This is a genomic window from Micromonospora sp. NPDC047548 (assembly GCF_040642975.1).
In the GTDB taxonomy this organism is placed as follows: Bacteria; Actinomycetota; Actinomycetes; order Mycobacteriales; family Micromonosporaceae; genus Micromonospora.
Window position 1 is genome coordinate 1 of record NZ_JBEYTI010000055.1, and the last position, 26106, is coordinate 26106.

General features: G+C 73.4%; 28 protein-coding genes and 1 pseudogene. 17 read left to right on the forward strand and 12 right to left on the reverse strand.

What is annotated here, in order from left to right:
- Positions 1-388, reverse strand: a 388-nt coding sequence (locus ABZ807_RS29725) for a helix-turn-helix domain-containing protein (RefSeq protein WP_357165190.1), incomplete at its 3' end; no start/stop codon positions are given.
- 252 nt (positions 389-640) lie between these two features.
- On the opposite strand from ABZ807_RS29725, the gene ABZ807_RS29730 reads away from it, so the two are divergent.
- The 6 genes from ABZ807_RS29730 to ABZ807_RS29755 all read left to right on the forward strand — a co-directional run bounded on the left by ABZ807_RS29730 (position 641) and on the right by ABZ807_RS29755 (position 4316).
- The gene (locus tag ABZ807_RS29730; protein WP_357165194.1) at positions 641-895 is read left to right on the forward strand and encodes a hypothetical protein; all 255 of its coding nucleotides are present in this window, start codon (positions 641-643) and stop codon (positions 893-895) included.
- Complete coding sequence (locus ABZ807_RS29735; protein WP_357165197.1) at positions 886-1248, forward strand: hypothetical protein; 363 nt, start codon at positions 886-888, stop codon at positions 1246-1248. The genes ABZ807_RS29730 and ABZ807_RS29735 overlap by 10 nt, the downstream gene beginning before the upstream one ends.
- Positions 1245-2330 (forward strand): FAD-binding oxidoreductase, encoded by a 1086-nt coding sequence (locus ABZ807_RS29740; RefSeq protein ID WP_357165200.1) that lies wholly within the window; start codon positions 1245-1247, stop codon positions 2328-2330. Before ABZ807_RS29735 ends, ABZ807_RS29740 begins: the two co-directional genes overlap by 4 nt.
- On the forward strand, positions 2330-2581 hold the full coding sequence (locus ABZ807_RS29745; RefSeq protein WP_357165203.1) for a hypothetical protein: 252 nt from the start codon (positions 2330-2332) through the stop codon (positions 2579-2581). The genes ABZ807_RS29740 and ABZ807_RS29745 overlap by 1 nt, the downstream gene beginning before the upstream one ends.
- A 224-nt stretch (positions 2582-2805) precedes the next feature.
- Complete coding sequence (locus ABZ807_RS29750; RefSeq protein WP_357165206.1) at positions 2806-3420, forward strand: type IV toxin-antitoxin system AbiEi family antitoxin domain-containing protein; 615 nt, start codon at positions 2806-2808, stop codon at positions 3418-3420.
- Positions 3417-4316 (forward strand): nucleotidyl transferase AbiEii/AbiGii toxin family protein, encoded by a 900-nt coding sequence (locus ABZ807_RS29755; protein WP_357165209.1) that lies wholly within the window; start codon positions 3417-3419, stop codon positions 4314-4316. The genes ABZ807_RS29750 and ABZ807_RS29755 overlap by 4 nt, the downstream gene beginning before the upstream one ends.
- Before the next feature lie 347 nt (positions 4317-4663).
- Here ABZ807_RS29755 and ABZ807_RS29760 read toward each other — a convergent pair.
- Positions 4664-6151, reverse strand: a pseudogene (locus ABZ807_RS29760) (IS1380 family transposase); the annotation flags it as partial.
- Positions 6152-6349: 198 nt separating this feature from the next.
- Between ABZ807_RS29760 and ABZ807_RS29765 the strand changes: the two are divergent.
- The 3 genes from ABZ807_RS29765 (at position 6350) to ABZ807_RS29775 (ending at position 7845) form a co-directional block, all read left to right on the forward strand.
- Positions 6350-6700, forward strand: a complete 351-nt coding sequence (locus tag ABZ807_RS29765; protein ID WP_357165212.1) for a DUF2203 domain-containing protein — start codon at positions 6350-6352, stop codon at positions 6698-6700.
- Between the two features lie 98 nt (positions 6701-6798).
- Complete coding sequence (locus tag ABZ807_RS29770) at positions 6799-7287, forward strand: GNAT family N-acetyltransferase (RefSeq protein WP_357165215.1); 489 nt, start codon at positions 6799-6801, stop codon at positions 7285-7287.
- Between the two features lie 9 nt (positions 7288-7296).
- Positions 7297-7845: a GNAT family protein gene (locus tag ABZ807_RS29775; RefSeq protein ID WP_357165218.1), complete on the forward strand. Its 549-nt coding sequence runs from the start codon at positions 7297-7299 to the stop codon at positions 7843-7845.
- Positions 7846-7999: 154 nt separating this feature from the next.
- On the opposite strand, the gene ABZ807_RS29780 is transcribed toward ABZ807_RS29775, so the two are convergent.
- Positions 8000-8686, reverse strand: a complete 687-nt coding sequence (locus ABZ807_RS29780; protein WP_357165221.1) for an NAD(P)-binding domain-containing protein — start codon at positions 8684-8686, stop codon at positions 8000-8002.
- Between the two features lie 237 nt (positions 8687-8923).
- Between ABZ807_RS29780 and ABZ807_RS29785 the strand changes: the two genes are divergently transcribed.
- Positions 8924-9727: an SGNH/GDSL hydrolase family protein gene (locus ABZ807_RS29785; RefSeq protein WP_357165224.1), complete on the forward strand. Its 804-nt coding sequence runs from the start codon at positions 8924-8926 to the stop codon at positions 9725-9727.
- A 111-nt stretch (positions 9728-9838) separates the two neighbouring features.
- On the opposite strand, the gene ABZ807_RS29790 is transcribed toward ABZ807_RS29785, so the two are convergent.
- The gene (locus tag ABZ807_RS29790) at positions 9839-10327 is read right to left on the reverse strand and encodes a glutathione peroxidase (RefSeq protein ID WP_357165227.1); all 489 of its coding nucleotides are present in this window, start codon (positions 10325-10327) and stop codon (positions 9839-9841) included.
- Between the two features lie 143 nt (positions 10328-10470).
- Here ABZ807_RS29790 and ABZ807_RS29795 point away from each other — a divergent pair, with 143 nt between their 5' ends.
- From ABZ807_RS29795 to ABZ807_RS29810, 4 genes are all read left to right on the forward strand, one after another.
- Positions 10471-12096, forward strand: a complete 1626-nt coding sequence (locus ABZ807_RS29795) for a glycosyl hydrolase family 18 protein (protein ID WP_357165230.1) — start codon at positions 10471-10473, stop codon at positions 12094-12096.
- Positions 12097-12325: 229 nt separating this feature from the next.
- The gene (locus ABZ807_RS29800; protein ID WP_357165233.1) at positions 12326-12805 is read left to right on the forward strand and encodes a hypothetical protein; all 480 of its coding nucleotides are present in this window, start codon (positions 12326-12328) and stop codon (positions 12803-12805) included.
- 70 nt (positions 12806-12875) lie between these two features.
- Positions 12876-14282: a class II 3-deoxy-7-phosphoheptulonate synthase gene (locus tag ABZ807_RS29805; protein ID WP_357165236.1), complete on the forward strand. Its 1407-nt coding sequence runs from the start codon at positions 12876-12878 to the stop codon at positions 14280-14282.
- The gene (locus ABZ807_RS29810) at positions 14275-15303 is read left to right on the forward strand and encodes a GntG family PLP-dependent aldolase (protein ID WP_357165239.1); all 1029 of its coding nucleotides are present in this window, start codon (positions 14275-14277) and stop codon (positions 15301-15303) included. Before ABZ807_RS29805 ends, ABZ807_RS29810 begins: the two co-directional genes overlap by 8 nt.
- Positions 15304-15529: 226 nt before the next feature.
- Here the strand turns inward: ABZ807_RS29810 and ABZ807_RS29815 are convergent, their stop codons facing one another.
- Positions 15530-16381: a deoxyribonuclease IV gene (locus tag ABZ807_RS29815; RefSeq protein WP_357165268.1), complete on the reverse strand. Its 852-nt coding sequence runs from the start codon at positions 16379-16381 to the stop codon at positions 15530-15532.
- A gap of 2 nt (positions 16382-16383) precedes the next feature.
- Positions 16384-18366 (reverse strand): Stk1 family PASTA domain-containing Ser/Thr kinase, encoded by a 1983-nt coding sequence (gene pknB, locus ABZ807_RS29820; RefSeq protein WP_357165242.1) that lies wholly within the window; start codon positions 18364-18366, stop codon positions 16384-16386.
- A 141-nt stretch (positions 18367-18507) separates the two neighbouring features.
- Between pknB and ABZ807_RS29825 the strand changes: the two genes are divergently transcribed.
- Positions 18508-18897, forward strand: a complete 390-nt coding sequence (locus tag ABZ807_RS29825) for an Rv2175c family DNA-binding protein (protein ID WP_357165271.1) — start codon at positions 18508-18510, stop codon at positions 18895-18897.
- 130 nt (positions 18898-19027) lie between these two features.
- Here the strand turns inward: ABZ807_RS29825 and ABZ807_RS29830 are convergent, their stop codons facing one another.
- The 3 genes from ABZ807_RS29830 to ABZ807_RS29840 are packed head-to-tail and all read right to left on the reverse strand — an operon-like array spanning position 19028 to position 20619.
- Complete coding sequence (locus ABZ807_RS29830) at positions 19028-20110, reverse strand: polyprenyl synthetase family protein (protein WP_357165245.1); 1083 nt, start codon at positions 20108-20110, stop codon at positions 19028-19030.
- 9 nt (positions 20111-20119) lie between these two features.
- A complete protein-coding gene (locus ABZ807_RS29835) occupies positions 20120-20407 on the reverse strand; it encodes a hypothetical protein (RefSeq protein ID WP_357165248.1) in 288 nt (95 codons plus the stop codon).
- Between the two features lie 14 nt (positions 20408-20421).
- Positions 20422-20619: a hypothetical protein gene (locus tag ABZ807_RS29840; RefSeq protein WP_357165251.1), complete on the reverse strand. Its 198-nt coding sequence runs from the start codon at positions 20617-20619 to the stop codon at positions 20422-20424.
- Positions 20620-20775: 156 nt separating this feature from the next.
- On the opposite strand from ABZ807_RS29840, the gene metF reads away from it, so the two are divergent.
- Together metF and ABZ807_RS29850 are read left to right on the forward strand one after the other, a co-directional pair.
- The gene (gene metF, locus ABZ807_RS29845) at positions 20776-21693 is read left to right on the forward strand and encodes a methylenetetrahydrofolate reductase [NAD(P)H] (RefSeq protein WP_357165254.1); all 918 of its coding nucleotides are present in this window, start codon (positions 20776-20778) and stop codon (positions 21691-21693) included.
- Between the two features lie 42 nt (positions 21694-21735).
- Positions 21736-22425 carry a CDP-alcohol phosphatidyltransferase family protein gene (locus ABZ807_RS29850; RefSeq protein WP_357165257.1) on the forward strand — a complete coding sequence of 230 codons (690 nt, stop codon included), beginning with the start codon at positions 21736-21738 and terminating at the stop codon, positions 22423-22425.
- Between the two features lie 31 nt (positions 22426-22456).
- Here ABZ807_RS29850 and crtI read toward each other — a convergent pair whose 3' ends face one another.
- From crtI to ABZ807_RS29865, 3 genes are all read right to left on the reverse strand, one after another.
- Positions 22457-23944, reverse strand: coding sequence for a phytoene desaturase family protein (gene crtI, locus ABZ807_RS29855; protein ID WP_357165259.1), 1488 nt, complete (start codon positions 23942-23944; stop codon positions 22457-22459).
- A gap of 11 nt (positions 23945-23955) precedes the next feature.
- Entirely contained in the window at positions 23956-25086 is a 1131-nt protein-coding gene (locus ABZ807_RS29860) for a glycosyltransferase family A protein (protein ID WP_357165262.1), read from the reverse strand.
- Between the two features lie 76 nt (positions 25087-25162).
- On the reverse strand, positions 25163-25954 hold the full coding sequence (locus ABZ807_RS29865; RefSeq protein ID WP_357165265.1) for a carotenoid biosynthesis protein: 792 nt from the start codon (positions 25952-25954) through the stop codon (positions 25163-25165).
- Between the last annotated feature and the right edge of the window lie 152 nt (positions 25955-26106).

The window sequence follows — 26106 nt, forward strand, 5'->3', positions numbered from 1 at the left end:
AGACGGAGATCACCTGACCGCCCAACAGGATTTCTGCTGTCCGCGAGCAGGGACTCAACTGTCCGCCAACAAGGATTTTCCAGCGTCCGCTAGCATCGGTAGCCTCGCTCACGAAGCTGACAGTCGCGTTGCCGCCATGACCCGCGCTTGGGGTCGGCGGCTGAGGGCCGTCAGTCTTTCCCAGGTCATTCAGCAGCTCGTCCAACTGGTCGGGGGTGACCTGAAGCGCCTCCGCAAGTCCGAGCCGGACCCACGGTTGAGGTGCCGACTCGGCGCGTTCCCAACGAACGATGGTGGTCCGGTCGACGCCGAGCTTCTCCGCGAGGCTCTCCTGGGTGTGGCCGACCGTCTTCCGCCGCTGGGCAAGGCGGTGTCGCTTCAGGGCCATGACGGCACCTTCCGTTGCGGACTGTCACTGAATAGCACTACACAGTTACTCCGATCGGTGATCGTGATGCAACACTTTCGCGCCTCTTTCGCCGAGTTCCTGCCCTGGGGCGGGAGCCCGCCGGCCGGGAGGTTGGACGCATGGCCTGGGGCGGGTGCTGGGCTCCGGTGGAGCGTTACCCCCGAAGCGCATCCGCCGTCCCCGCCCGCCCCGGCGCCACTCCATCTCTCGATCTCGACGGAAGGGCTCTCGATGGCAGCGGTGCTGGACGACTTCCCGGTGCTCACTCCGGTCAGCGACGATGACGTGGCGCTGGCCGTACGGGCGGTGCTGGTGCACGCGCCGGAGCGGTGGCCGGCGGGTCCACTGTGCCGCAGTGAGCGGGTGCCGCATCCGTGCCGGCTGGCCCGCTGGGGCCGGGGCACGCTGCGGGCGGCCGGCGTCACCGAGGCGCGGGTCGATGAGCTGGTCGCCGCCGGCGACCCGGACGCCTTGCCGTGGGCGTGACCGGGCTCGGGGCGTACCCGATGGAGGGCTGGCTGGGGCCGGCGGGGGTGCGCGACGCGGTGGCCCGGTGGCTGCGGCTGGTGGCGGCGGACGCCGAGCTGGCGCCGTACCTGATCGGGGTTGATCAGGCCCGGCTCGCAGGGCACCTGGCGCTGACTCTCACCGCGGCGCTCGGCGGGCCGGCCGGCGACATCGCCCGACCGGCTGCCGGGGCGTGGCGCGGCCTGGGCCTGACCGAGGCGCAGCACCGCCGGGTGGTCGACTATCTGGCCGGGGTGCTCCGGGCGCTCGATGTGCCGGCCGGCACGGTGGCCGCGGCCGGGCGGGCCTTCGCGGACGAGGCCAGCTCGTGACCGCCGCCCTCGCCGCGTCGTGGACAACCACCATGCGGTACGCCCGCCCGGCGGCCGACCACTTCTGGTGCACCGTCGAGGAGCGCTGCCCGGGGCTGCTGCCGGAGCGGGAGGCGGCCGTGTTCCTCGCCGCGCTGGGGCGGCTGGCCAGCGGCGGCGACGACCCGGCCGGGCGGGCGGCGCTGCTGGCCGTGCTCGGCCGGGCGTACCACCGCTACCGTCTGCTGCCGCACCAGCCGGCCATCGCGGACGCGTTGACCGCAACCGTCGCCCGACACGCCGCAGCACAGTGGACGCCCGAGCTGGCGGCGGCGTGGGAGCGGGCCAGCCAGCGTGCGTCGGCGGCCGCGGCCCGCTGCGCCGAGCGGGTCGGGGACAGCCCGGCCTGCTGGCCGGCCCAGGCCATCGGCCACGACCGGGCCGCCGACGGCATCGCCATCCTGACCGTACGCCCCTGGCGGCGCCTGCCCTTCCAGCCCGGCCAGGCGGTGCCCCTCTGCACCGAGCGCTGGCCCGGCCGGTGGCGCTGGTACTCGCCGGCCAACGCCCCGCGCCCGGACGGCACCCTGGAGTTCCACGTCCGCGCCGTCGCCGCCGGCACCGTCTCCCGCGCCCTGGTCGACGCGGTACGCCCCGGCGACCAGCTCTGGCTCGGCCCGCCGTACGGCACCGGCCTGGCCCTCGACCCGGCGTCGCCGGCGGACCTGCTGCTGGTGGCCGGGGGCACCGGGCTGGCGCCGCTACGCGCCCTGGTCGAGCAGGTCGCCGCGTCGCCGGCCGGCCGGCGGGTGACCCTGGTCGCCGGCGCCCGCACTCTCGCCGATCTCTACGACTCCATCAGCCTGGACAAGCTGCAGTGCGCCCACGACTGGCTGACCATCGTGCCCGTCTTCTCCCACGACGCCGCCGCCGAGCCGGGGGAGCGGGGTGACGCGCTCACCGTGGCCCTGGACCATCACCGGCCCGGCCAGGAGGTCTACCTCTGCGGGCCGCCAGCGATGGTCGCCGGGTCGCGGCTGCGGCTGCTTGCCGCCGGGGTCCCGGCCGAGCGGATCCACCTACCCGACCGGTTCGCCGGCTGATGGCCACCTACCGCAGCCGCAACGCCCTGGCCGGTCCGCTCGTCCCTGACCGGCTCGCCACCGTCGAGCTGCCACGCACTCCGCTCGGTCGGCGCGGCTACCAGCCGGAGGCCGTCGACGCGTTGCTCCACCGGCTCGCCTACGAGCTGGGGGAGCGGACCCGCCAGCTCGACCAGACCCGCGCCGAGAACGACCGCATCAAGCGGGCCCTGCGCACCTGGCAGGCCACCGTGCGGAATGCTTCGGCGTGACGTCGCGGATCCATGTGGTCCGTTTATCGGCGCCGCCTGGTCTCCAGCGGCCATTCCAGGCCGACCTTTCGTCCCGACCGTTGGCCGCCGCGCCCCAGCCGGTGCGCGTCGGTCGTCTCAAGATCGGCCTGGCTGGGGGGCTTAGTCGCTGAGGGCAGGGTTCGAGCGAGAGACTTGCCAAGGAAATCCGCTACATATGGCGGACACGTGTATAGAGTTTCCCTGTGGGGTCTGCGGAGAGGTCAAGGCCAAAGGCCGAGAGTGCGTGGCTTGACGCGCTCCCGGCCACCTTCCGCTACTCGCAGGCCCTCGACGCTGGCCTCTCCGAGTGGCAGCTGTACCGGCTACGTGACCGCGGGCTCATCGAGCCCGTCGGCCGAGGCCTCTACCGGCGCCATGACGCGGAGGCGGCGGACATCGATCTCATCGAGGTCGCCCGCCGCGCCCCCTCGGCCACGCTCTGCCTGGCCACGGCGCTGGCGCGGCACGGCCTCACCGACGAGATCCCGTCCCGCATCGACGTCGCGCTGCCTCGCGGGCGGCATCGACCGGCCACCACCGCGCCGGTCGCCTGGCACTGGTTCGATCCCGCCACCTTCGAGGTCGGGCGCACCGAGCTGCCACTCGACCCGGAAACCTTGATCGGGCTCTACAACCCGGAACGCAGCATCATCGACGCCGTCCGCCTGCGGCACCGGGAGGGGCCGGATTTGGCGTACGCGGCCCTCAGGCGATGGCTGAGGCAGCGCGGCGCGTCACCGTCGAAACTGCTGACCATGGCTCGGCACTTCCCCAAGGCCGAGCGGCCACTCCGAGAGGCGCTGGAGATCCTCCTGTGACCGTACGTCCGACGCGGGCCACTGTCGCTGGCCGCGTCTATCTCGACCTTCAGAACCTCGCCCGCCGCACCGATCGTCCGACGGACGAGCTGCACCAGGTTTACGCCCTGGAGGGCTTCCTTGCCCGCCTGGCCCACTCCCCGTACGCCGACAAGCTTGTGCTCAAGGGCGGTGTGCTGCTGGCCGCCTACTCCGCTCGTAGGCCCACCCGCGACGTGGATCTTCAGGGCCGATGGATCTCGAATGACATCGATCAGGTGCTCGCCATCGTCCGCAACGTGGCGAGTAGGCATCTCGATGACGGCCTGGTCTTCGACGCGACCGCCGCAACTGCCGAGACGATCCGGGACGACGACCTCTATGCCGGCGTGCGTGTCAGCCTTACCGGCAGCCTCTCCGCCGCGCGGTTGGCATTCCACGTCGACGTCAACGTAGGCGACCCGATCTGGCCCGACCCGCAGCTGATCAAGCTGCCGCGCCTGCTCGACGGGGAAATCGTGGTGACCGGCTATCCGCTCCCCATGGTGTACGCCGAGAAGTTGGTGACGGCGTTGCAGCGCGGCGTGGCAAACACCCGTTGGCGCGACTTCGCCGACGTCTACCTGCTGGCGGGTCGGCACGATGTCGACGGCGACGAGCTGGCGGCGGCTGTGCGGCGGGTGGCCGAGTATCGCGAGGCGACGCTCGAGCCGCTGAGTCAGGCCCTCGACGGCTATGCGACGCTGGCGCAGCCACGGTGGGCGGCCTGGCGGCGTAAGCATCGCCTCGATGATCGGCTTCCTCGCGACTTCGGTGAGGTGTTGCAGCGGGTGTTCACGCTTGCCGACCCTGCCTTGACCGGGCTCTCCGGTGGCCGGACCTGGATCCCGACGGCCGCGGGTTGGACGGCTATGTGACAGACGCCAGCCCTCGCCGGGCTTGTCGGCGTGGAGACAGGTCTATGCCTCGGCGTTTCACGATCTTGGGCACATCGGCGTGTGCGGATAGCTGGTCGTTGTGGGGTGTGGTTTGCGGTGGGTGGGCATGCCGGTGGTACCGAGTGTCGCCTCGGGGGGCGGCGTTCTCCAGGCGGTGGTTTCCGTTCTCGGTCCGATGGTGGAGCGGGGTCAGGCCGGGGCTGGTAGGGCGAGGAGTCGTTGGAAGATCGCTTTGATGTGGTCGGTCCAGGGCCAGTGGGGTGGGAGTTGAGTCGCCGTTGTCGGCTGCCGTGGGTGAGGGTGGCCGGGGTGTGGAACACCTGGTGTTGCAGGGTGCGAGGTTCGGCTCGGGCGTGGTGGCCGTCGCAGCCGAGCAGTTGCAGCCAGGCGATCAGGTCGCAGGCGATGACTTGGGTGCGGTACCAGGCGGTGTTGACGGCGAAGCGTTGGGAGGGCAGCCGGTCGGCTCCGGTGGTGTTGCCGACCCGGAAGCGGTCTTCGACGCGGGCGTGGGCGCGGTGGCGGCCGTCGAGGCAGGCGGTGATCTCGTGCGGGTCTTCGTGGGGTTGGGCTGGTGGGCTGTTGGTGGCGAAGGCTTCGTAGCGCCAGCCGGCGGCGCGGGTCTGTAGGTCGAGTTCGAGTTGTCCGGTGCCGGGCAGCGGCTTGGGGGTGGTGTCGCGCAGCGGCTTGATCCGGCGGGCGAACACCCGCAGCCCGGGTGGCCAGTGCCGCAGGTGTGCCAGCAGGTGGGTGATCTCGGCGACCTCGCCGACGGTGTCCCGGCCGGAGGCGGCGTCGAGGGTGGCGGGGATGCCGGGTGCGCCGTCGACGGCGAGCATCGGCGTCCACGCTTCGGGTGGCAGCAGCGCGATGGCGCGGCCGGTGTGCTTGTCCACCGGCCAGCCGACGGAGTACTCCACGCGCATGCCGGGATCGTCGCCGTCGGGTTCGCGGTTGAGGCTGGTGATCCAGTTCAGGAGTTTGTGGGTGGCGCCGGCACCGTCGGCGGTGATGAGCAGGTTGTGCCGCCAGGCCGGTGGGATCTGGGCGATGGCGCGGGTCAGCAGGGCGATGTGGTCGTCGGCGTCGTTGGCGCCGGCGGCGCCGGGCCGTAGTTGCTCGGCCAGGCACTCGCCGGTGTTGTCGCAGATGACCGCCATGGGGTGCAGCCCGTAGCGGCCGCGTAACCTGCCGGCCTGCTCCTTGCGCGAGTACACGTCGATGAAGTGGGCGTCGATGCGCAGCACGATCGTGTCGCCGAGGTCGCCGTTGGGTACCCGGGCCGCCGGGATCCGGCCGTGCCGGGCGGCGACCAGGTCCCAGACCCGGGCGCGGACCGCGGCGCGGGCGGCGTCGATGCGCTCCAGGACGGCCTGGTCGACCTCGCCCAACGCCCTGCTCAGCGTGGGCGCCGACGCCACCTCGCCGAGCAGATCGGGCTGGTGGCGCAGTACATCGATACCCCGCACCGTCTTGCCGCCGTCGGCCATCATCACCGCCGCGTCCGCCAGGACCCGGCCCCGGTCGTGGCCGGGGGTGAAATCCTCGCGGCGCAGCGCCTGTGACAGGGCCCCGGTCAAACCCGTGCGGTCAGCGGTCAGCCGCAACGCGACCGCGCCCGCGTGCGAAACCACACCCTTACCGGCGGTCTCCGGCTGCGCCTTGCGCACGGCGTGCGTCTGCAGCCGTGGGTTGCCGAACGGCCTGACCGCAAGCTCGGTCAACGTCTGCGAGAGCGCGGCGAGAACCTCTGGGCGGGACTGGTAGCGCTGGACGCAGTCGTTGAAGCTCGGAGTGAAGCGGTGGTCGTACATCCGGCTGTCCGTCTTTCGTGCCCCTGCGTCCGGGACTTCGCCCAGAGCGTCCGCCGCACCGATCCTATGCGGAAGCACGGTTCCTCTGCCGCATCATGATCTTGGTTCGACTGGGGCGGGGAACTGGCCGCCGAAGTGCCCCGGTCGACTGCCCGTCCTCACCGTCCGGCGGGGCATGTGGTGGCCCATACTTGCCGGGTGTTCACTCTTGCCCAGGCACGGCACCTGGTGGCCACCCTGCGTCCCCGCGTCGACGAGCTGATCCGGCTCCGCGCCGACCTCGCCGAGCTCCGCGCCGACCTGGCCGTGTCCGGTGTCTCGGCCCTCGGCGGACGGGCCGAGCTGAAGGCCCTGGAGGCCCGGCTGCACGCCGTGCTGGAGGAGTTGAACGGGCACGACATCCAGGTCAAGGGCATCGCCCCGGTGCTGCTGGACTTCCCCGGCGAACGCGAGGGCCGGCCGGTGCTCTGGTGCTGGCTGGAGGGGGACACCGACGTGCGCTGGTACCACCGGGCCGAGTGCGGCTTCGCCGGCCGCCGACCTCTCTGACGCGCTACGAACCCGCTCGCTGCCGGGTGAGCTGCCCGGGTGGGCCGCCGGGATCGCCTGCCCCGCCCGGCCGCCGCGGGTTGCGGTAGCGTCCGATCGTGATCAAGGTACGTCGGGCCGGGCCCGGGGACGCGGCGGAGATCGTCCGGCTGCGCGGGGTGATGCTGGCGTCGATCGAGGGGGCCGAGCCGCCGCCCGGGCCGTGGCAGCCGGCCGCCCGGGAGGTGCTGCGCGAGCGGCTGGCCGATCCGGCGGACCTGATGGCCGTGTTCGTGGTGGACGCCCCCGACCGGCCCGGTCTCCTCGCCGCCTGCGCGATCGGCACCGTCGAGCGCAGGCTGGGCGGGCCGGGCAACCCCAGCGGCCTGACCGGCTACGTCTTCAACGTCGTAACCGACCCGGGGTACCGGCGGCGGGGCTACTCCCGGGCCTGCCTGACCGGCCTGCTGGACTGGTACCGGGACCGCGGCGTACTCAAGATCGACCTGCGGGCGTCGGCGGAGGGCGAGGGGCTCTACCGTTCGCTCGGCTTCCGGGACACCCACGGCCCCACCCTGCGCCTGAGCCTGCCCACCACACCGTCCTGAGGAGCCGCCGTGTTCGCCCTGCCGTTGACCGAGACCGCCCAGCTGCGACCGCTGCTGCCCTGGCACGCCGACGAGTTCCTGGCCAACCTCGACCGGGCCCGGGAGCACATCTCGCCCTGGGTGGCATCGGCCTTCGTGGCCACCGACCTCGACTCGGCGCGGGCCGTGCTGAGCCGCTACGCCGACCGGTGGGCGCGCGACGCCGGCGGCATCTGGGGCATCTGGGACGGCGGCACCCTGGTCGGCGGGGTGATGTTCGTGTCGTTCGACGCCACGCTCGGCGTCTGCGAGGCGGGCTGCTGGCTGGAGCCGGCGGCCGAGGGCCGGGGACTGGTCACCCGTGCGGCCGGCCGGATCCTCGACTGGGCGGTGAACGAGCGGGGCATCCAGCGGGTGGAGTGGCGCACCAACGCCCGTAACGCGCGCAGCATCGCGGTGGCCCGACGGCTGGGCATGCGCCGGGACGGCACGCTGCGGCAGGTCTACCCGGGGCCGGCGGGGCGGATCGACATCGAGGTGTGGTCGGTGCTCGCCGGCGAGTGGCGCTCCCCGGCCTGACCGCGCGGCCCGTCCGCCGCGTGATCCGCTCTCCGGCGTTGCAGCGAAGTCCGCGCGGGCGAATCCGCGAGGCTGGCGCGGTGCCGGCGAGGCGGCGGTGCCGGACCGGGTCCGACACCGCCACCTCGCCGCCGGTGGCGTGGACCGCCGCCGATCAGCTGTCGGCGTAGCGGCGGGCGGCGGCCAGCGCGGCGCGGACCTGATCCGCGCCGGTCGGGGCGGGCCGCTCCCAGTCGGCCGGGTCGGCCGAGTAGATGCCGGCGTACGCGGCGGTGTCCCGCTGGAACCGCCAGCCCTCGGCCAGCGGCCCGACGTCGACGGCGTCGTACCCGAGAGAGTCCAGGAACGCGGTCACCGCAGCCTTGGCCCCGGCGTCGTCACCGGCGATCGGCAGCGCGCTGCGGTCGGCGGCCCCGGCCGGGCGGCCGAGGGCGAGCAGGTGCTTGAAGTAGATGTTGTTGAAGGTCTTGACCACCGTGGACTCGGGCAGGTGCCGCTGGAGCAGCTCGCTGGTGGTGGTCGACTCGTCGTCGAGCTCCGGGAAGCGCCCGTCCCGCTCCGGGTAGTAGTTGTTGGTGTCGATGACCGTCTTGCCGGCCAGCGGCGCGGCGGGCACCTCGCGGTAGGCCCGCAGCGGAATGGTGACCACGACCAGGTCGCCCGCCGCGGCGGCCTGGCCCGGCGTGGCCGCCCGGGCCCGCGGGCCCAGCTCCTCCACCAGGTCCTTCAGCGTCTCCGGTCCGCGCGAGTTGCTGAGCACCACGTCGTGGCCGGCGGCCACCGCCAGTCGGGCCACGGTGCCGCCGATGTTGCCGCTGCCGATCAGTCCCACAGTTGTCATGTCCGTTGCCAACTCCATCGGGGACGGTGGCATTCCCCACCTTCACGCTTGGTTATTCGGCCGGCGCGCGGACGGATCATCCGGTGGCGGAATCCTTCATCATCGATCGCGCCACTGGCACTGATTTGTATCGGTAAGTATCAATCGGCGCCTGCCGCACAATCGGTGATCTTCCGGCCGGCGTAGATTCGTTGATATCTATCTCCCACCACCACTTCCCACCCCCAGGAGTGCGACGTGCGGAGATCCCGTTTCGTGACCCTCGCCCTGAGCCTCGCCGCGTCCCTCGGCGTCATGCTCGGCATCGCGGTGCCCGCCCAGGCATCCCCCAGCGACCAGTACGTCGCCCTCGGCGACTCGTACGCCTCCGGCGTCGGCGCCGGCAACTACACCGCCGAGAGCGGTTCCTGTCAGCGCAGCACCAGCGCGTACCCGGCGCTGTACAACACCAACATCAAGCCCTCCTCGTACCGCTCGGTGGCCTGCTCGGGAGCGACCACCGCGAGCGTGGTCAACACTCAGCTCTCCGCGCTCTCGACGAGCACCTCGCTGGTCAGCGTCACCGTCGGCGGCAACGACGTCGGCTTCGCCAACATCATGACCACCTGTGTGCTCTACGGAGAGACGGAGTGCGTGGCGGCGGTGCAGGCCGCCCAGGACAAGGCCCGGGCGCAGCTGCCCGGCCTGCTCGCCAACGTCTACAACGGCATCCGGGGCCGGGCCCCGTCCGCCCGGGTCGTGGTCGTCGGCTACCCGGTCTTCTACCAGCTCGGCACGTTCTGTGTGGGGCTCAGCGCCAACTCCCGCGCGAAGATCAACGAGGGCATCAACCTGGTCGACGACATCACCCGCAGCGCCGCCGTCGCCGCCGGCTTCACCTTCGCCGACGTCCGGTCGATCTTCGTCGGGCACCAGCTGTGCAGCTACGGGGAGAAGTGGCTGCACGCATTGAACTACCTCGACATCGGCATTTCGTACCACCCGACGGCGGCCGGCCAGTCCGGCGGCTACTACCCGGTGTTCCGCTCCGCGGCCGGCTGACGGGCCACCTCGTCACCCGACGGTGCCGCGCCGCCCACCGATCGGTGGGCGGCGCGGTCGTGCGCCCACGGCGGCCGGTGCCGCGCCCCGGTCTGTCGCCGGGTGGCCGGCTCAGGCCGGCAGGACCTTCTCGATGCCGGCGCGCAGCTCGGCGGAGTCCGGGGTGACCGTCGGGGCGAACCGGGCCGCCACCGTGCCGTCCGGCGCGACGAGGAACTTCTCGAAGTTCCACCGCACGTCCCCGGCGTGCCCCTCGGCGTCCGGGGTGGTGACCAGCTCCGCGTAGAGCGGGTGCCGCGCCGGCCCGTTCACGTCGACCTTTTCGGTCAGCGGGAAGGTAACCCCATAGTTGACCTGGCAGAACTCGCCGATCTCGTCGGCCGTGCCCGGCTCCTGCCCGGCGAACTGGTTGCACGGCACCCCGAGCACGACCAGGCCCCGGTCGGCGTAGGTGGTGTGCAGCTCCTGGAGGCTGGCGTACTGCGGGGTGAGACCGCACCGGGAGGCCACGTTCACCACCAGCAGCGCCCTGCCCTGGTATGCGGCCAGGTCGGCCGGGCCGCCGGCCAGGGCGTCGATCTCGATGTCGAAGACGGTCATGCCGCGAGGTTACGCGTCCGGGCCGGCGTCCCGGCGCGACGCCCGAGGAAATCGATAGATGCGCATCTTGACGAAGTGATGACGGCCTGAGTAGCGTCTCCCCATCTTCTGGAAAGTTTCCTAACTGTTTGAGGAGGTGCCACATGAAGAGATCGCTCCGCCGCGCCCTCTGGGCCGGCGCCGTGGTCGCGCTGACCGCCGCTGCGGTGCCGGTGACCTCGGCGTTCGGCGCCGGTAGCGTGACCGCCACGTTCGCCAAGGTGCAGGACTGGGGGACCGGCCACGAAACGCGGGTGACTGTCGCCAACGGCTCCAGCGCCAGCGTCGACACCTGGCGCATCGAGTTCGACCTGCCATCCGGCACCACCATCGGCACGTTCTGGGACGCCGACGTCACCAGCAGCGGCAACCACTACGTCGCGGTCAAGAAGAGCTGGGCCGGCCCGCTCGCCCCCGGCGCCAGCTTCAGTTGGGGCTACAACGGCACCGGGGCGTACCAGGCGCCGCTGAACTGCACCGTCAACGGCGCGCCGTGCGGCGGTGGCACCCCGCCGCCCACCACCACGCCGCCGCCCACGACCCCGCCGCCGACGACGCCGCCGCCCACCACCCCGCCGCCCACGACGCCGCCGCCCACCACCCCGCCGCCGACCGGGGACAAGAAGGTTGTCGGGTACTTCGCCGAGTGGGGCGTCTACGGCCGCAACTACCACGTCAAGAACATCCACACCAGCGGGTCCGCGGCCAAGCTGACCCACATCCTGTACGCCTTCGGCAACACCACCGGCGGGCGCTGCACCATCGGTGACAGCTACGCCGACTACGACAAGGCGTACCCGGCGGCCGACAGCGTGGACGGGGTCGCGGACACCTGGGACCAGCCGCTGCGCGGCAGCTTCAACCAGCTGCGCAAGCTCAAGAGGATGTACCCGCACCTGAAGGTGATCTGGTCCTTCGGCGGTTGGACCTGGTCGGGCGGCTTCACCCAGGCCGCGCAGAACCCGGCCGCCTTCGCCGACAGCTGCTACAGCCTGGTCGAGGACCCGCGCTGGGCGGACGTCTTCGACGGCATCGACGTCGACTGGGAGTACCCCAACGCCTGCGGCCTGCAGTGCGACAGCAGCGGGCCGAACGCCTTCAAGAACGTGGTCAGCGCCCTGCGGTCGAAGTTCGGCTCCAGCGCGCTGGTCACCGCCGCCATCACCGCCGACGGCAGCACCGGTGGCAAGATCGACGCCGCCGACTACGCCGGCGCGGTGCCGTCGCTGAACTGGCTCATGCCGATGACGTACGACTACTTCGGCGCCTTCAGCCCGCAGGGTCCCACGGCCCCGCACTCGCCGCTCACCTCGTACGCCGGGATCCCGCAGCAGGGCTTCAACTCCGACGCCGCGATCCAGAAGCTCAAGGCCAAGGGCGTGCCGGCCAGCAAGCTGCTGCTCGGCATCGGCTTCTACGGGCGGGGCTGGACCGGGGTCACCCAGACCGCCCCGGGCGGCACGGCCACCGGCCCGGCGCCGGGCACCTACGAGCAGGGCATCGAGGACTACAAGGTCCTGAAGAACACCTGCCCGGCCACCGGCACCGTCGGCGGCACCGCCTACGCCAAGTGCGGCAGCAACTGGTGGAGCTACGACACCCCGTCCACCATCGGCGGCAAGATGACCTACGCCAAGAACCAGGGCCTCGGTGGTGCGTTCTTCTGGGAGCTCTCCGGTGACACCGGCAACGGCGAGCTGATCGGCGCCATCAAGGGCGGTCTCGGCTGAGCCGAGCGCCGACGCACCACCCACACGGCGGGGAGGGACACCCACGGTCCCTCCCCGCCCGCGTGTGCACGGCCCCGGGGCGCCACTCATGGTGCTTACGGGTTGCTCCTCCTCAATCGTAAATATTGTTAACTGATGAGGCTCGGGCGTGACGGCATGCCATGCAAGGGCGTCGATGTGACAGACTCGCCGCTCGGCATCTGCCGATGTCCGCAGCGAGGGAGGACCCATGCGCCCGAGGCACCGCGTCGCCGGCGTTGCCGCGCTGGCACTGCTGCCGCTGTCCCTGCTCGGCTGCGGGATCGGTGGCGACGACGCGGACGACGGCCCCGCCGTCGGGCGTGCCCCCGCCGAGGAGGCGGCCACCAAGTCCCGCGAGCGGGTGCAGGCCTACCTCGACGCGATGACCGCCAAGGACGTCACCGCCGGCCGCAGCCAGCTCTGCGCACCCATGCACGAGGCCTTCGACGCGGCGGCCACCGGGCCGAACGGCGACTTCGCCGACCACTTCGAGGTGCCGAAGGCGGCCATCACCGACGTGCGATCCGGCCCGCGCGGGCAGGAGGTGAGCGCCTCCGTGACCGTCTCGGTCGGCGCCCGGGACGTGGCCCGGCCGCTGCTGTTCACGGTCACCCGCAGCGGCGCCGACTGGTGCATCTCCGGCGAAGCGCCCGGCGGGCACACTCCGGAGCCGTCGGTCACCCCCTGACCCCTCCCATCTGCCGGAACCGTCACCCTCGACGGCGGGTCGCCCTGGCCGTCGCCGTACGCTTTCCCTCATGCGCCATGAGTGGCATCAGCTGAGCTACCCCGCCGTGAGCAGCCCCGGGCTGCAGACCAGCCGGCCCACCGTCGACTCCGCCGAGGACGCGGCTCTCGGCCTGGACCGCTGGCGGGACCTGCCACGGGCCCAGACCCCGCCCTGGCCCGACCCGGCCCAGGTCGCCGAGGTCTGCAAGGTGCTCGACGTCGTTCCCTCGGTGGTCGCGCCCTACGAGGTCGACCAGCTCCGGCGGCGCCTCGCGCTGGTCTGCGAGGGCAAGGCGTTCCTGCTCCAGGGCGGCGACTGCGCCGAGACCTTCGCCGACAACACCGAGAGCCACCTGCTGGCCAACGCCCGCACCCTGCTCCAGATGGCGATCGTGCTGACCTACGGCGCGTCGCTGCCGGTGGTCAAGGTCGCCCGGGTCGCCGGCCAGTACACCAAGCCCCGGTCCCTGCCGACCGACGCCCGCGGCCTGCCCGCGTACCGCGGCGACCTGATCAACGCGCTGGAGGCCACGCCGGAGGCGCGGATCGCCGACCCGCAGCGCATGATCCGGGCGTACGCGAACTCCGCCGCCGCGATGAACATGCTCCGCGCGTACCTGGCCGGCGGGCTGGCCGACCTGCACGCCGTGCACGACTGGAACAAGGGGTTCGTCAAGAACTCCCCGGCCGGCGAGCGCTACGAGGCGATCGCCCGGGAGATCGACCGGGCGCTGGCCTTCATCCGGGCCTGCGGGATGACCGAGGACGAGGCGCTGCGCACCGTCACCCTCTACTGCTCCCACGAGGCCCTGGCCCTGGAGTACGACCGGGCGCTGACCCGGGTCTCCGACCGCCGGGCGTACGGCCTGTCCGGGCACTTCCTCTGGATCGGCGAGCGGACCCGGCAGATCGACGGCGCGCACATCGACTTCATCTCCCGCATCGCCAACCCGATCGGGGTCAAGCTCGGCCCGACCACCACTCCCGACGAGGCGATCGAGCTGTGCGAGAAGCTCAACCCGGACAATGTCCCCGGCCGGCTCACCCTGATCAGCCGGATGGGCAACCACAAGGTCCGCGACGCGCTGCCGCCGATCGTGGCCAAGGTGACCGCCGCCGGCGCCAAGGTCGTCTGGCAGTGCGACCCGATGCACGGCAACACCCACGAGTCGTCCAACGGCTACAAGACCCGGCATTTCGACCGGATCGTCGACGAGGTGCTCGGCTACTTCGAGGTGCACCGTAGCCTGGAGACCCACCCGGGCGGCCTGCACGTCGAGCTGACCGGGGAGGACGTCACCGAGTGCCTCGGCGGCGCCCAGGGCATCGAGGACCTCGACCTGCCCGATCGATACGAGACCGCCTGCGACCCGCGACTGAACACCCAGCAGTCGCTGGAGCTGGCCTTCCTGGTAGCGGAGATGCTGCGTGGCTGAATTCGTTGATCTGCGGTCCGACACGGTGACCCGGCCCACCGCCGGGATGCGCGAGGCGATGGCCACCGCGGAGGTCGGCGACGACGTCTACGGCGAGGACCCGACCGTCGCCGCGCTGGAGGCCGAGGTCGCCGCGCTCTTCGGGCACGAGGCGGCGCTGTTCGCCCCGACCGGCTCGATGGCCAACCAGATCGCCCTCCAGCTCGTCGTGCCGCCCGGTGACGAGCTGCTCTGCGACGCCGACGCGCACGTGGTCACGTACGAGATCGGCGCCGCCGCCGCGTACGGCGGGATCTCCTCGCGGACCTGGCCGGCGGTCGGCGCGGACATCGACCCGGACGTGGTCGCCGGCATGGTCCGGCCCGACGGCTACTTCGCGGTGCCGACCCGGGCCATCGCCGTCGAGCAGACCCACAACCGGGGCGGCGGTGGCGTGATCCCCCTCGCGACCCTGCGCGAGCTGCGCCGGGTCGCCGACGGCCACGGGCTGGCGCTGCACTGCGACGGGGCCCGGATCTGGCACGCGCACGTCGCCGACGGGGTGCCGTTCGCCGACTACGGCGCGCTCTTCGACACCCTGTCCGTCTGCCTCTCCAAGGGCCTCGGCGCCCCGGTCGGCTCGCTGGTGGTCGGCAGCGCCGAGAAGATCGACCGGGCCCGGTTCATCCGCAAGCGGATGGGCGGTGGCATGCGCCAGGTCGGCGTCCTCGCCGCCGCCGGCCGGTACGCGCTGGCCCACCACGTGACCCGGCTCGCCGAGGACCACGCGAAGGCGGCCCGGCTGGCCGAGGCGGTCGCTCCGTTCGGGGTGCTCGCCACGCCGGTCCGGACGAACCTGGTCCCGCTGGACCTGACCAAGCACTCGCTGGACGCGAAGGCACTCGCCGCCGCCGCCCGCGCCGAGGGCGTGCTGGTCTCGGTGCTCGGCCCCCGTACCGCCCGCCTGGTCACCCACATGGACGTCGACGACACCGGGATCGACCGCGCCGTGCAGACCCTCACCCGCCTGCTGCGCGCCTGACCGACCCTGCTCCCGCTCCCGAGCCCCGCGCCCACCCGGGCCCCGGGGCTCGGCGCGTTCAGCGCCCGCGCTCCTCGGGCCCGCGCTCCGCGCCCGCCTCGCCATGTTGATCAAGAAGTTTGCGTCAGTTCTGGGCCGGATTCCGACGCAAACTTCTTGATCAACCGGCCGGGCCGGGCGCCGGGCGGGCCGGGCGGGTGGCGGGGCCGGGCGGTGGGCGGGCGGGTTAGGGGTGGAGGCGTTTGAGGGCGGCGATGTCGGCGGCGTGGCCCTCGTGCTTCTCCGTGGGGGTCTCCACCACCACGGGGACGCCGGCGGTGGCGGGGTGGGCCATCAACTCGGCGAACGCCGGCTCGCCGATGCTGCCCTTGCCGATGTTCTCGTGCCGGTCCCGGGTGGAACCGCACAGGTCCTTGGAGTCGTTGGCGTGCACCAGCCGCAGCCGGTCCGCCCCGACGGCGGCCACCAGGGCGTCCAGGGTCGCCGTCATGCCGCCCTCGGCGGCCAGGTCGTGCCCGGCCGCCCACGCGTGGCAGGTGTCAAAGCAGACCCCCATCCCGGGGTGTCGGTCCACCGCGTCCAGGTAGGGGCCCAACTGCTCCACGCGGGAGGCCAGCGCGCGGCCCCCGCCCGCGCTCGGCTCGACCAGCAGCATCGGCCCGCCGGCCGACGCCGCGTCGTCCAGCAACGGCAGCAGCGTCTCGCGGACCTGCCGCATGGCCGCCTCGGCGTGCCCCGCGTCGACCGCGCTGCCCGCGTGGAACACCACCCCCCGGGCGCCGATCGCCCGGCCCCGGCGCAGCGCGTGCGCCAGCGTCTCCGCCGACCGCTGCACCGTCACTGCGGTGGGGGAGCCGAGGTTCACCAGCAGCGAGGCGTGGATGAAGACCGGGACGCCCCGCTCGGCGCAGCCGTCCCGAAAGCGCGCGTCCTGGGCCGGATCGCCGGCCGGCAGTGCCCAGCCGCGCGAGTTGGAGACGTAGACCTGTACCACCTCGGAGCCCGCCGCGTCGACGTACGGCAGGGCCGCCCGGGCCAGGCCGCCCGAGGTGGGGGTGTGCGAGCCGACCGGTCGCATGGTCACACGCACCCGATGGTGACCGGCGTGGCCGGCGGCACCGGGGAGTTCTCGGGCGGGTTCTGGAACCGGACGACGCCGTTCGGGTTGAACTGCACGGTCACCGGGAAGCCCTGGCTCTCCAGCTGCTGCTGGGCCTGCGGGCACGGCAGGTCGATGACCCGCGGCATGATCACCTGGGCCGGCCCCTTGCTGACGTCTAGCCGGACCTGGGCGCCCTTCTCGACCCCGGCGCCATTGGCCGGACTCTGCCCGAGGATCTCGTCCTTCGGCTTGTCCGAGTCCTTGTACGTCTCCACCGGCACCAGGCCGAGCTGGGCCAGCGCGGCCCGCGCCTCGTTGACGTTCTTGCCGAGCAGGTTCGGCACCGAGATCGGGGCCCTGCCCTTGCTCAGGATGAGGGTGATCTTCTGGCCCGGCTTCACCTCGGCGCCGACCTTCGGGTTGGTCTCCAGCACCACCCCGGCCGGCAGGTTGTCGTCGTAGCGCGGGGTGCCCTTGGCCACCACCAGCTTGGCGTTGGTCAGGTCCGCCTCGGCCAGCTCGAACTCCTTGCCCACCACGTCCGGTACCGGGAACCGATCCGGACCCAGCGAGAGGGTGAGCGTGATGGTGCCGCCCTTGAGGATCCGGGCGGCCGAGACCGGGTCCTGCGCCACGACGCTGTCCCGGGGGGTCTTCTCGTCGTATCGGGGCGCGGCGTAGGCCAGGGTGAAGCCGGCCCGGTCCGCCTGCGCCTGCGCCTCCGCCTTGCTCAGGCTCACCAGTTCCGGGGCGGCCGTGTAGCGGCCCACCCCGACCCACCAGCCGCCCATCGCGGCCAGCAGGCCGAGTGCCACCACTGCGGCGGCCACCGAGAACCGGCCCCGCGGGCTGCCCATCAGGCGGGTACGCAGCGCGGCGAGCTGCGCCCGGAAGTCCGGCTCCGGGGCGGCCCGCCGGCGGTGCGGCCGCTGCTGGCCCCCCTCCGGCAGCCGGGCCCAGGCCGGCCGCTCGGCCGGGCGGACCGCCGCCACGACCATGGTCGGCTGGGCCACCGCCAGGGTCTCGTCGCTCACCGCACGCAGCACCGTGGTGTGCGTGTTCGGGTTGCCCAGGTCGTCCCGGGCCACCTGCACCTCGGCCAGCAGGGCGCCGGCGTCGGTCGGACGTGCGCCGGGGTCGCGCCGGGTGGCCCGCGCGACCAGGTCGTCGAGCGCCTTGGGCAGCGCGGGCACCAGGGTCGACGGGGCCGGCACGTCGCGGTCGACGTGCTGCCAGGCCACCTCCACCGGCCGGTCGCCGTCGTACGGGACCCGGCCCGTGAGCATCTCGAACAGCACGATGCCGGCCGAGTAGACGTCGGTGCGCGGGTCGGCGTGTCCCTCGGTGACCAGCTCAGGCGCCACGTACGCGACGGTCGCCATGAGCTGGTTGCCGTTCTCCTCCTCGGCGCTGGCCTCGACCGCCCGGGCCAGGCCGAAGTCGGCGACCTTCACCACGCTGTCGACGAGGTTGGCCGCGCCGCCGGTGGGCGCCTCGGCGACCAGCACGTTCTCCGGCTTCACGTCCCGGTGGACCAGCCCGGCCTGGTGCGCGGCGGCGATCGCGGCGAGCATCTGCTCCATGATCGCCAGCGCCTCGTCCGGGTTGAGTCGGCGCCGCTCGGCCAGCACGTCGCGCAGGGTGCGGCCGCGGACGTACTCCATCACCAGGTAGGGCAGCCCGGCGTGGGTGCCCTGGTCGTAGACCGCCACCACGTTCGGGTGGGTCAGCCGGGCGATCGTCTTCGCCTCGTCGGTGAACCGCGCCATGAACCCGGCCGCCCGGGTCCGGGCCTCCGGCGCCTGGGACGGGTGAATGATCTTGACCGCCACGGTGCGCTCCAGGCGCTCGTCGGTGGCGGTGTACACGGTCGCCATGCCACCGCGCGCGACGCGCCCGCGAATGCGGTAGCGCCCGTCGAGCAGCGAGCCCAGCAACGTGTCGGCGACCTGTGTGTCCATCGGCAGGCAGTCTATGTGTCCGGAGGGTGAAGGTTGAACAGGATGCTACAGCCGGTGGCAGATCCGGTCCGTCCCGGCGTGCTGCGCAGGCCACCAGGGGTGCCGGTGTGCCTGGCCGGGACGACGTGGCAGGGTGGTCGGGTGACCGATTCCGTACCCGCCGACCAGGCTTCCGGCGCCGTCCTCGCCGGCCCGACCGACCCGGCCGACTGGCTGACCCTGCCCGACGTGGCCGAGCGCCTTGACCTGTCGATCAGCAAGGTCCACCAGATGATCCGCGACCGGGAGCTGATCGCCGTCCGCCGCGACGGCGTCCGCCGGATCCCCGCCGACCTGGTGGCGAACAAGACCGTGCTCAAGCACCTGCCCGGCGTGCTGAACCTGCTTGCCGACGCCGGCTACGACGACGAGGCCGCCCTGCGCTGGCTCTACCAGCCCGACGACACCCTCACCGGCGGCACCGGGGCGGCCACCCTCGGCGGCGACCACGCCCGCGAGGTCAAACGCCGCGCCCAGGCCCTCGGCTTCTGACCCCACCCCCTGACCCTCACCCACCCCCGCCGCCCCCTTGACCATGAAGTTAGCGGCAGTTGTGGATCTCCAGAGTGCCGTCAACTTCATGATCAACGGGGGATCGGGTGGGGGTGGGGGTGGGGGTGGGTCAGTCGGCGCGGCGGGTGGCGGCGATGGCCAGGTCGACCAGGGCCTGGCGGGCCTCGGTGTCGAGGTCGACGGTGGTCAGCGCGGCCAGGGCGGCGTCGGTGAGGGTGACGATCCGCTGCTCGGTACGGGCCAGCGCGCCGCTGGCGGTGATCAGCTCCCGCAGCCGGGTCACCCCGGCCTCGTCCAGCCCGGGATCGCCCAGCCGGCCGAGCAGCAGCTCCCGACCGGCGTCGTCGGTCGCCTCCACGGCCGCCGCCACCAGGTACGTGCGCTTGCCCTCGCGCAGGTCGTCGCCGGCCGGCTTGCCGGTCTGCGCGGGGTCGCCGAAGACCCCCAGCACGTCGTCGCGGAGCTGGAACGCCTCGCCCAGCGGCAGCCCGTACGCCGAGTACGCCGCCCGCACGTCCGCGGACGCCCCGGCCAGCGCGGCGCCGAGCAGCAGCGGCCGCTCGACCGTGTACTTGGCCGACTTGTACCGGGCCACCTTGCCGGCCCGCTCCAACGAGGTGTCCCCGGTGACCTGGGTCAGCACGTCCAGGTACTGCCCGACGGTGACCTCGGTGCGCATCTCGTCGAAGACCGGCCGGGCCCGGGCCACCGTGCGCGGCTCCAGGCCGGCGGAGTGCAGCAGCTCGTCCGACCAGACCAGGCAGAGGTCGCCGAGGAGGATCGCCGCCGCGTCGCCGAACCCGTCCGGGTCGCCGCCCCAGCCGGCCGTACGGTGCCGGGCGGCGAACCGCCGGTGCACCGCCGGCTCGCCGCGACGGGTGTCGGAGCGGTCCATCAGGTCGTCGTGGATCAGGGCGCTGGCCTGCACGAACTCCAGCGCCGCCAGGGTGGTCACCACCTGGTCGGAGTCGACTCCGCCGGCGCCCCGGTAGCCCCAGTACGCGAACGCCGGGCGCAGCCGCTTGCCGCCGCCCAGCACGAACGCCTCGATCGCCTCGGCGACGGGCACCAGCGCCTCGTCGATGCCGGCCATCCAGGTGCGCTGGTTGGCCAGGAACTCGGTCAGGGCCTTGTCGACTCGCTGGCGCAGGCCGGCGCGGTCGACGGGAGAGACGGGAGCAGCGTGGGTCACGCACCGACGCTAGCCGGTTCCGGTTGGCCGCGCCCGATCCGCCCGGCGCGTCGCGCCCGATCCGCCCGGCGCGCCGGCCCGCCGTCTTGGCGTCGGCGGTCGGGCGGGGGCGGTGACCGGGCCGCGGGGGAGGAATCCGCGGGCGTCGGCGAGTAGCGCGGCGTAGCGGCGTACCGCAGGCTCGGTGCGGTGCGCGGCCAGCCGGCGCTCCAGCTCGATCAGGGGGGTCGCGGCCCGCGCCGACCCGGCGCGGACGGCGTCCAGCAGCGCGGCCCAACACAGAGAGCCCCGGGGCATTCCCCGGGGCTCTGTCAGTCTGCCGCCAACTCTGGCCGATGATCTTTGATCCACGCCTCAACGTCCGCTCTAACCCAGACCTTCCCCATGATCAGGGTGGCGTACGGATCGGGGAAACCTTTGCTGTTGGTGATCACGTTGACGCGCTGCCGAGAAACACCGCCGAGCATCAGTCGGATTTCAGCCGCGCCGACAAGCTCCACCCGGTCCATGACTTGAAGGTAATGAGGCAGCTAGCGACGTCTTGATACAACGGCAGAAGCCGTTGACGTATGCCAACGGCAGGGGGAGGATCGGTGGACGACGGCCGTCGATATTTTGGTGGGAAGATCGTGGGTCCGGGGGCCGGTGCCCGCTAGAGTCGGTGCGTGGCGCTCGGTCTACCCTCCGTCCTCCCCAATCCCCAGCCGGCGATCGGGGAGCTGATCCGTGACCGCCAGCCGACCTTCTCCTTCGAGTTCTTCCCGCCCAAGACGCGCGAGGGCGAGCGGCTGCTCTGGCAGGCCATCCGGGAGCTGGAGTCGCTGCGTCCGTCGTTCGTGTCCATCACCTATGGCGCAGGCGGGTCGACCCGGGACACCACGGTGGCGGTGACCGAGCGGATCGCCACCGAGACCACCCTGCTGCCGATGGCCCACCTGACGGCGGTCAACCACTCGGTCGCCGAGCTGCGCAACGTCATCGGCCGGCTGGCCGGCGTCGGGGTGCGCAACGTGCTGGCCGTGCGCGGCGACCCCCCGGGCGACCCGGGCGGCGAGTGGGTCCGCCACCCCGAGGGCGTGCTCTACGCCGAGGAGCTGGTCCGGCTGGTCCGCGACGCCGGCGACTTCAGCGTCGGCGTGGCCGCCTTCCCGTACAAGCACCCGCGCTCGACCGACGTGGCCAGCGACACCGCGTGCTTCGTCCGCAAGTGTCGGGCCGGCGCCGAGTTCGCGATCACCCAGATGTTCTTCGACGCCGACGACTACCTGCGGCTGCGTGACCGGGTCGGCGCCGCCGGCTGCGACACCCCGATCCTGGCCGGCGTGATGCCGGTGACCCAGATCGGCACCATCGAGCGGTCGGTGCAGCTCTCCGGGGCGCCGTTCCCGCCCGCCCTGGCGCAACGGTTCGAGCGGGTCGCCGGCGACCCGGAGGCGGTGCGCCGCCTCGGCATCGAGCAGGCCAGCGAGATGTGCGCCAAGCTGCTGGACGAGGGGGTGCCGGGGATCCACTTCATCACCCTCAACCGGTCCACCGCGACCCGGGAGGTCTGGCGCAGTCTCCAGGCCGGCGCCCGGGTGTGAACACTCACCCCGACACCTGAACCAGGCTGCGACGGTTGACCGATGGTGGGCACACAGCTGAAGTGGGACGACTACGCGACCGCCTGGGCGCGGCTGCACGGCGGCTTCGACCCGCGGGCCGCCGCGCCGGTGGTCCGCGCCTGGCTGCGCTTCGCCTACCACGTCGGGTACGTTCTCGGCCGGCTCCGGGTGACCCCGACCGCGGTGACCGTGGCCGGCGTGCTGCTCTGCCTCTGCGTGCCGCTGTTCTCCGTACGGTCGGTGGACGGGCCGATCATCGGGGCGCTGTTCGTGCTGCTCGCCTCGGTGGCGGACAGCGTCGACGGGGCGGTGGCGGTGGCCACCAACCGGACCACCCGGCTCGGCTACGTCTACGACTCGGTCGCCGATCGGCTCGGTGAGATCGCCTGGCTGACCGCGTTCTGGCTGGTCGGCGCGCCGGGCGCGCTGGTGGTCGCCGGGGGCGCGCTGTCCTGGCTGCACGAGTACGTCCGGGCCCGCGCGGTCGCCGCCGGGATGCGCGACATCGGCGTGGTGACCGTGGGGGAGCGCCCCACCCGGGTCTGCGTGGCCCTGCTGGGGCTGCTGCTGGCCGGACTGACCGGGCTGGTCAACGCGGACCTGGCCGCCGGCACCATCACCATGGCCGCCGCCGTCTGGGTGCTGCTGGCCGGCTTCGGCCTGGGGCAGCTGCTGTCGACCGTGCGCCGCGCCCTGGTCGACGCGGGCTGACGCCCGCGTCCGCCGCGAACCGGCCGCGTGGCTACCAGGCCGGGCCGATCTGCTCGGCGACGATCTGCGCGGAGAGGGTCACCATCGGCAGGCCGCCGCCGGGGTGGCTGGAGCCGCCGACCAGCCAGAGCCCATGCGCCGGGCCCCGGTTGGCCGGGCGCAGCAGCCCGCCGGCGGTGCCGTAGATCGTTCCGCCCGGCGCGCCGGTCGCCGCGTCGAGGTCGGCCGGGGTGCGGACCTCGCGGAACACCAGCCGGTCCCGCACGTCGACGCCCCGCTCGGCGAGCACGTCGAGGACCCGGTCGGCGTACGCCTCGGCCAGCCCCGGCCGGCGCCAGTCCACCGCGCCGGCGGCGGTGCCGTGCCGGGCGGCGTTGACCAGCACGAACCACGACTCGTGCCCGTCCGGGCGGACCATCGGGTCGTCGGCGACGGTGACGAACACCGTTGGGTCCACGGCCGGCCGGGCCCGTACGCCCCGTCCCGGGTCGCCGAAGACCGCGTCGAACTCGGCGTCGTGGTCGCGCGGGAAGAACACGTTGTGGTGGGCCAGCCCGGAGTCGCCGCGCACCCCGAGCAGCAGCACGAAGCCGGCCAGGCTGCGGTCGGTCAGCCCGGCCAGCCGGCGCGGGCTGGGCAGCAGGTCCCGGTAGAGAGTGAGCGCGTCGATGTTGGCCACCACCACGTCGGCGGGGACTCCGGCGGTGGCGCCGGCGAGGCGTACCCCGTGCACCCGGCCGCCCGCGGCGTCGATCCGGGTGACCGTGGCGCCGGTCTGCACGACCACGCCGAGGTCCAGGCAGCGCGACAGCAGCGCGTCGGCGAGGGTGCCCAGCCCGCCGCGCAGGTACCAGCCGCCGAACGTCAGTTCGGCGTAGGGGACGGCGACCAGCGCGGCCGGGGCGCGGCGCGGGTCGGCGCCGGTGTAGGTGGCGTACCGGTCGAGCAGCATCCGCAGCCGCGGGTCGGACAGGTGCTGCCGGCCCAGCCCGCGCAGGCTGCGGCCGGGACCGATCGCGGCCAGGTCGCCCAGCCGCCAGGCCAGTGTGGCCAGGTCGCGCGGCGAGTCGACGGCCCGGCGCAGGATGTCCCGGTGGGAGGCCTCCCACACCCGGGCGGCCCGGCGCCACAGCCGCTGCCAGTCGGCGGCGGCCCGGTCGCCCAGGGTGGCGCCGATCCGGGCGGCGAACTCGGCCGGGTCGGCGCAGGAGTCCAGCGCCGGCCCGCCGCTGGGGAAGACGTGCCGCACGATCGGGTCCAGCGGCACCAGGTCGAGGTACTCGTCGAGCTTGGCCCCGGTCGCCTCGAACAGGTCGTGGAAGACCTGGGGCAGGGTGAACAGGCTGGGGCCGGTGTCGAAGTGGAACGACCCCGCCGGGGTGTGGTGCGCGTACCGGCCGAGCTTGCCGCCGACGGTGTCGGCCCGTTCGAAGACGGTGACCTCGTGCCCGGTGACGGCCAGCCGGGCGGCGACGGCCAGCCCGCCGACCCCGGCGCCGACGACCACGATCCGCGCCATGCCGCGCCCCCCTAGCTGACCGGGCGGCCCCGCCAGGACAGACGGCGCCGCTTCCGCAGATGGTACGACCGCAGGGTCAGCCAACCGAGGACCACGACCGACACGGGGTGTGCCAGCGCGTCGGGCCAGGCCCGCCCGCCGGTGGCCCGGGCGCTGAGCACCCGCCCGGCGACCCCGAGCAGGTAGCTGGCGGCGGCGAGCACGGCCACCGCCGGCGCGCCGGCCGCGAGCGCCGCGACGGCGACCAGCGGGGGAGCGCTGTAGAGCAGGAGCAGCAGGGCCACCACGACCGCCGCCGCCCCCGGGTGGCCGAAGGAGGCCCAGAGCGACTTGGTGTAGCCGTCGCGCAGCTGCGGCCAGTCCTCGTACATCCGGCAGGCGGCCAGCCGCGAGCCGTCGGCCAGGGTGATCCGCCCGCCGGAGCGTTTGACCGCCCGGGCCAGCTCGATGTCCTCCAGCACCCGGCCGGCCACCGCGGCGTGCCCGCCGGCCCGGTCGTAGCCGGCCCGGTCCACCACCAGGAACTGCCCGCCGGCGGCGGCCAGCGACGGCCGCGGCGAGCGTTCCATCGCGCGCAGCGGCAGGAAGGTCAGCCACAACCACTGCAACAGCGGCTGCACCAGCCGGTCGGCCGCCGTCCGCACCACGATCCGGGGGTACGGCGACAGCAGCGTCGCCCCGGCGGCGCGCAGTTCGGTGACCGCCACCGCGACGGCGTACGGGGTGAGCACCACGTCGGCGTCGACGAAGGCCAGCGCGGTGGCGGCCGGGTCGGCCCGGCCGGCGAGCTGGTGGCAGGCGTGCGGCTTGCCCAGCCAGCCCGGTGGCGGGGTGACCCCGGTCAGCAGGGTGACCCGGGGATCGTCGCCGGCCACCGCCCGGACCACCTCGGCGGTGCCGTCGGTCGACCCGTCGTCGAGCACCACGATCCGCAGCCGCGGCACGCCCCGCTGGGCGAGCAGCGACCGCAGGCAGGGGGTCAGCCGGGCCGCCTCGTCGCGCAGCGGCAGCAGCACCGCCACCGTCTCGGTGACCTCCACCGGCCCGCCGGCGGGGCGGCGCAGCCAGCGGCCCGCGTTGACCCCGGTGTGCGCGGTCAGCACGGCGACCGCGACGACCAGGGCGAGGACCGCCGCACTCATGCCACTGCCGCCCTGCGGCCGGCGCCGCCATGAGGCCCTCGCGCGCGATCCCTGATGATCCGCTCGCCGCGTGCGCTCATGCGGTGGCGTCGACGCCGGGCCGCGCCGGCCGGTCGGTCTCCCGCCGGTCGTCGCCGGGCCGGCGGGCGCGGACCAGCGTCACCGCCAGCGGCACCGCGGCCACCGACATGCCGACCGCGCCCCAGAGCGCCGAGGCGGGCAGGTCGAGGAAGACCGCGTGGGCCAGCACGCTGGAGAGGTACGTCCACAGGTAGAGCGCGAACATCGGGTCGTCCCGGGAGTCGGTGACCGCGACGGACGGCCCGGCCAGCGGGCGCAGCGCGCTCGCCAGCAGCACCGCGAAGAGCAGCCAGCCCAGGTAGTTGCTGACCGGGATGCCGGGCAGACCGGGCAGGGCCGGCGTGGCGTCCCGCCACACCCAGTAGCCCTCGGCCACCATCTGCGGGTCGAGGAAGAGGTCCCAGGCGGCCAGCCCGGCGGCGGCCAGCGTGATCCGGCCGGGCCCGGACGAGGTCAGCCGGACGGCGGCCAGCCAGGCGGGCCACGCCATCCAGGTCCAGGCCAGCGGGATGATCAGCGGCACCCCGGCCAGCTTCGGGCCGAGTTGGCCGGAGTAGTCGTAGCTGCCGAACGGGAAGCCGGTGGCGACCCCGAGCGCCTCGATCGCGAAGCCGCCGCCGGTGGCCACCGCGACCAGCGCCGCCGCGGTACGCGGACCGCGGCTGACCAGGGCGTGGCCGACGGCGAGCAGGTAGCCCAGCACGACGGTGGCGACGGTCAGCCGGGCCCGCGTCGTGCCGGTGGTGAGCGGGTAGCAGATCTGGGCGAGGACGAGGACGGCCAGCACCGCCCAGGGGGCCCGCTGTCGGGGGGGGGGCCGGCCCGGCCGGGGCGGCCGGGGGGGGGGGGCGCGGGGGGGGGGCGGGGGGGCGGCCCGCCCCCCCCCCCCCCCGGGCGGGGGGGGCCGGGGGGGGGGTTGTGGGGGCGGCCCGCGGCCGG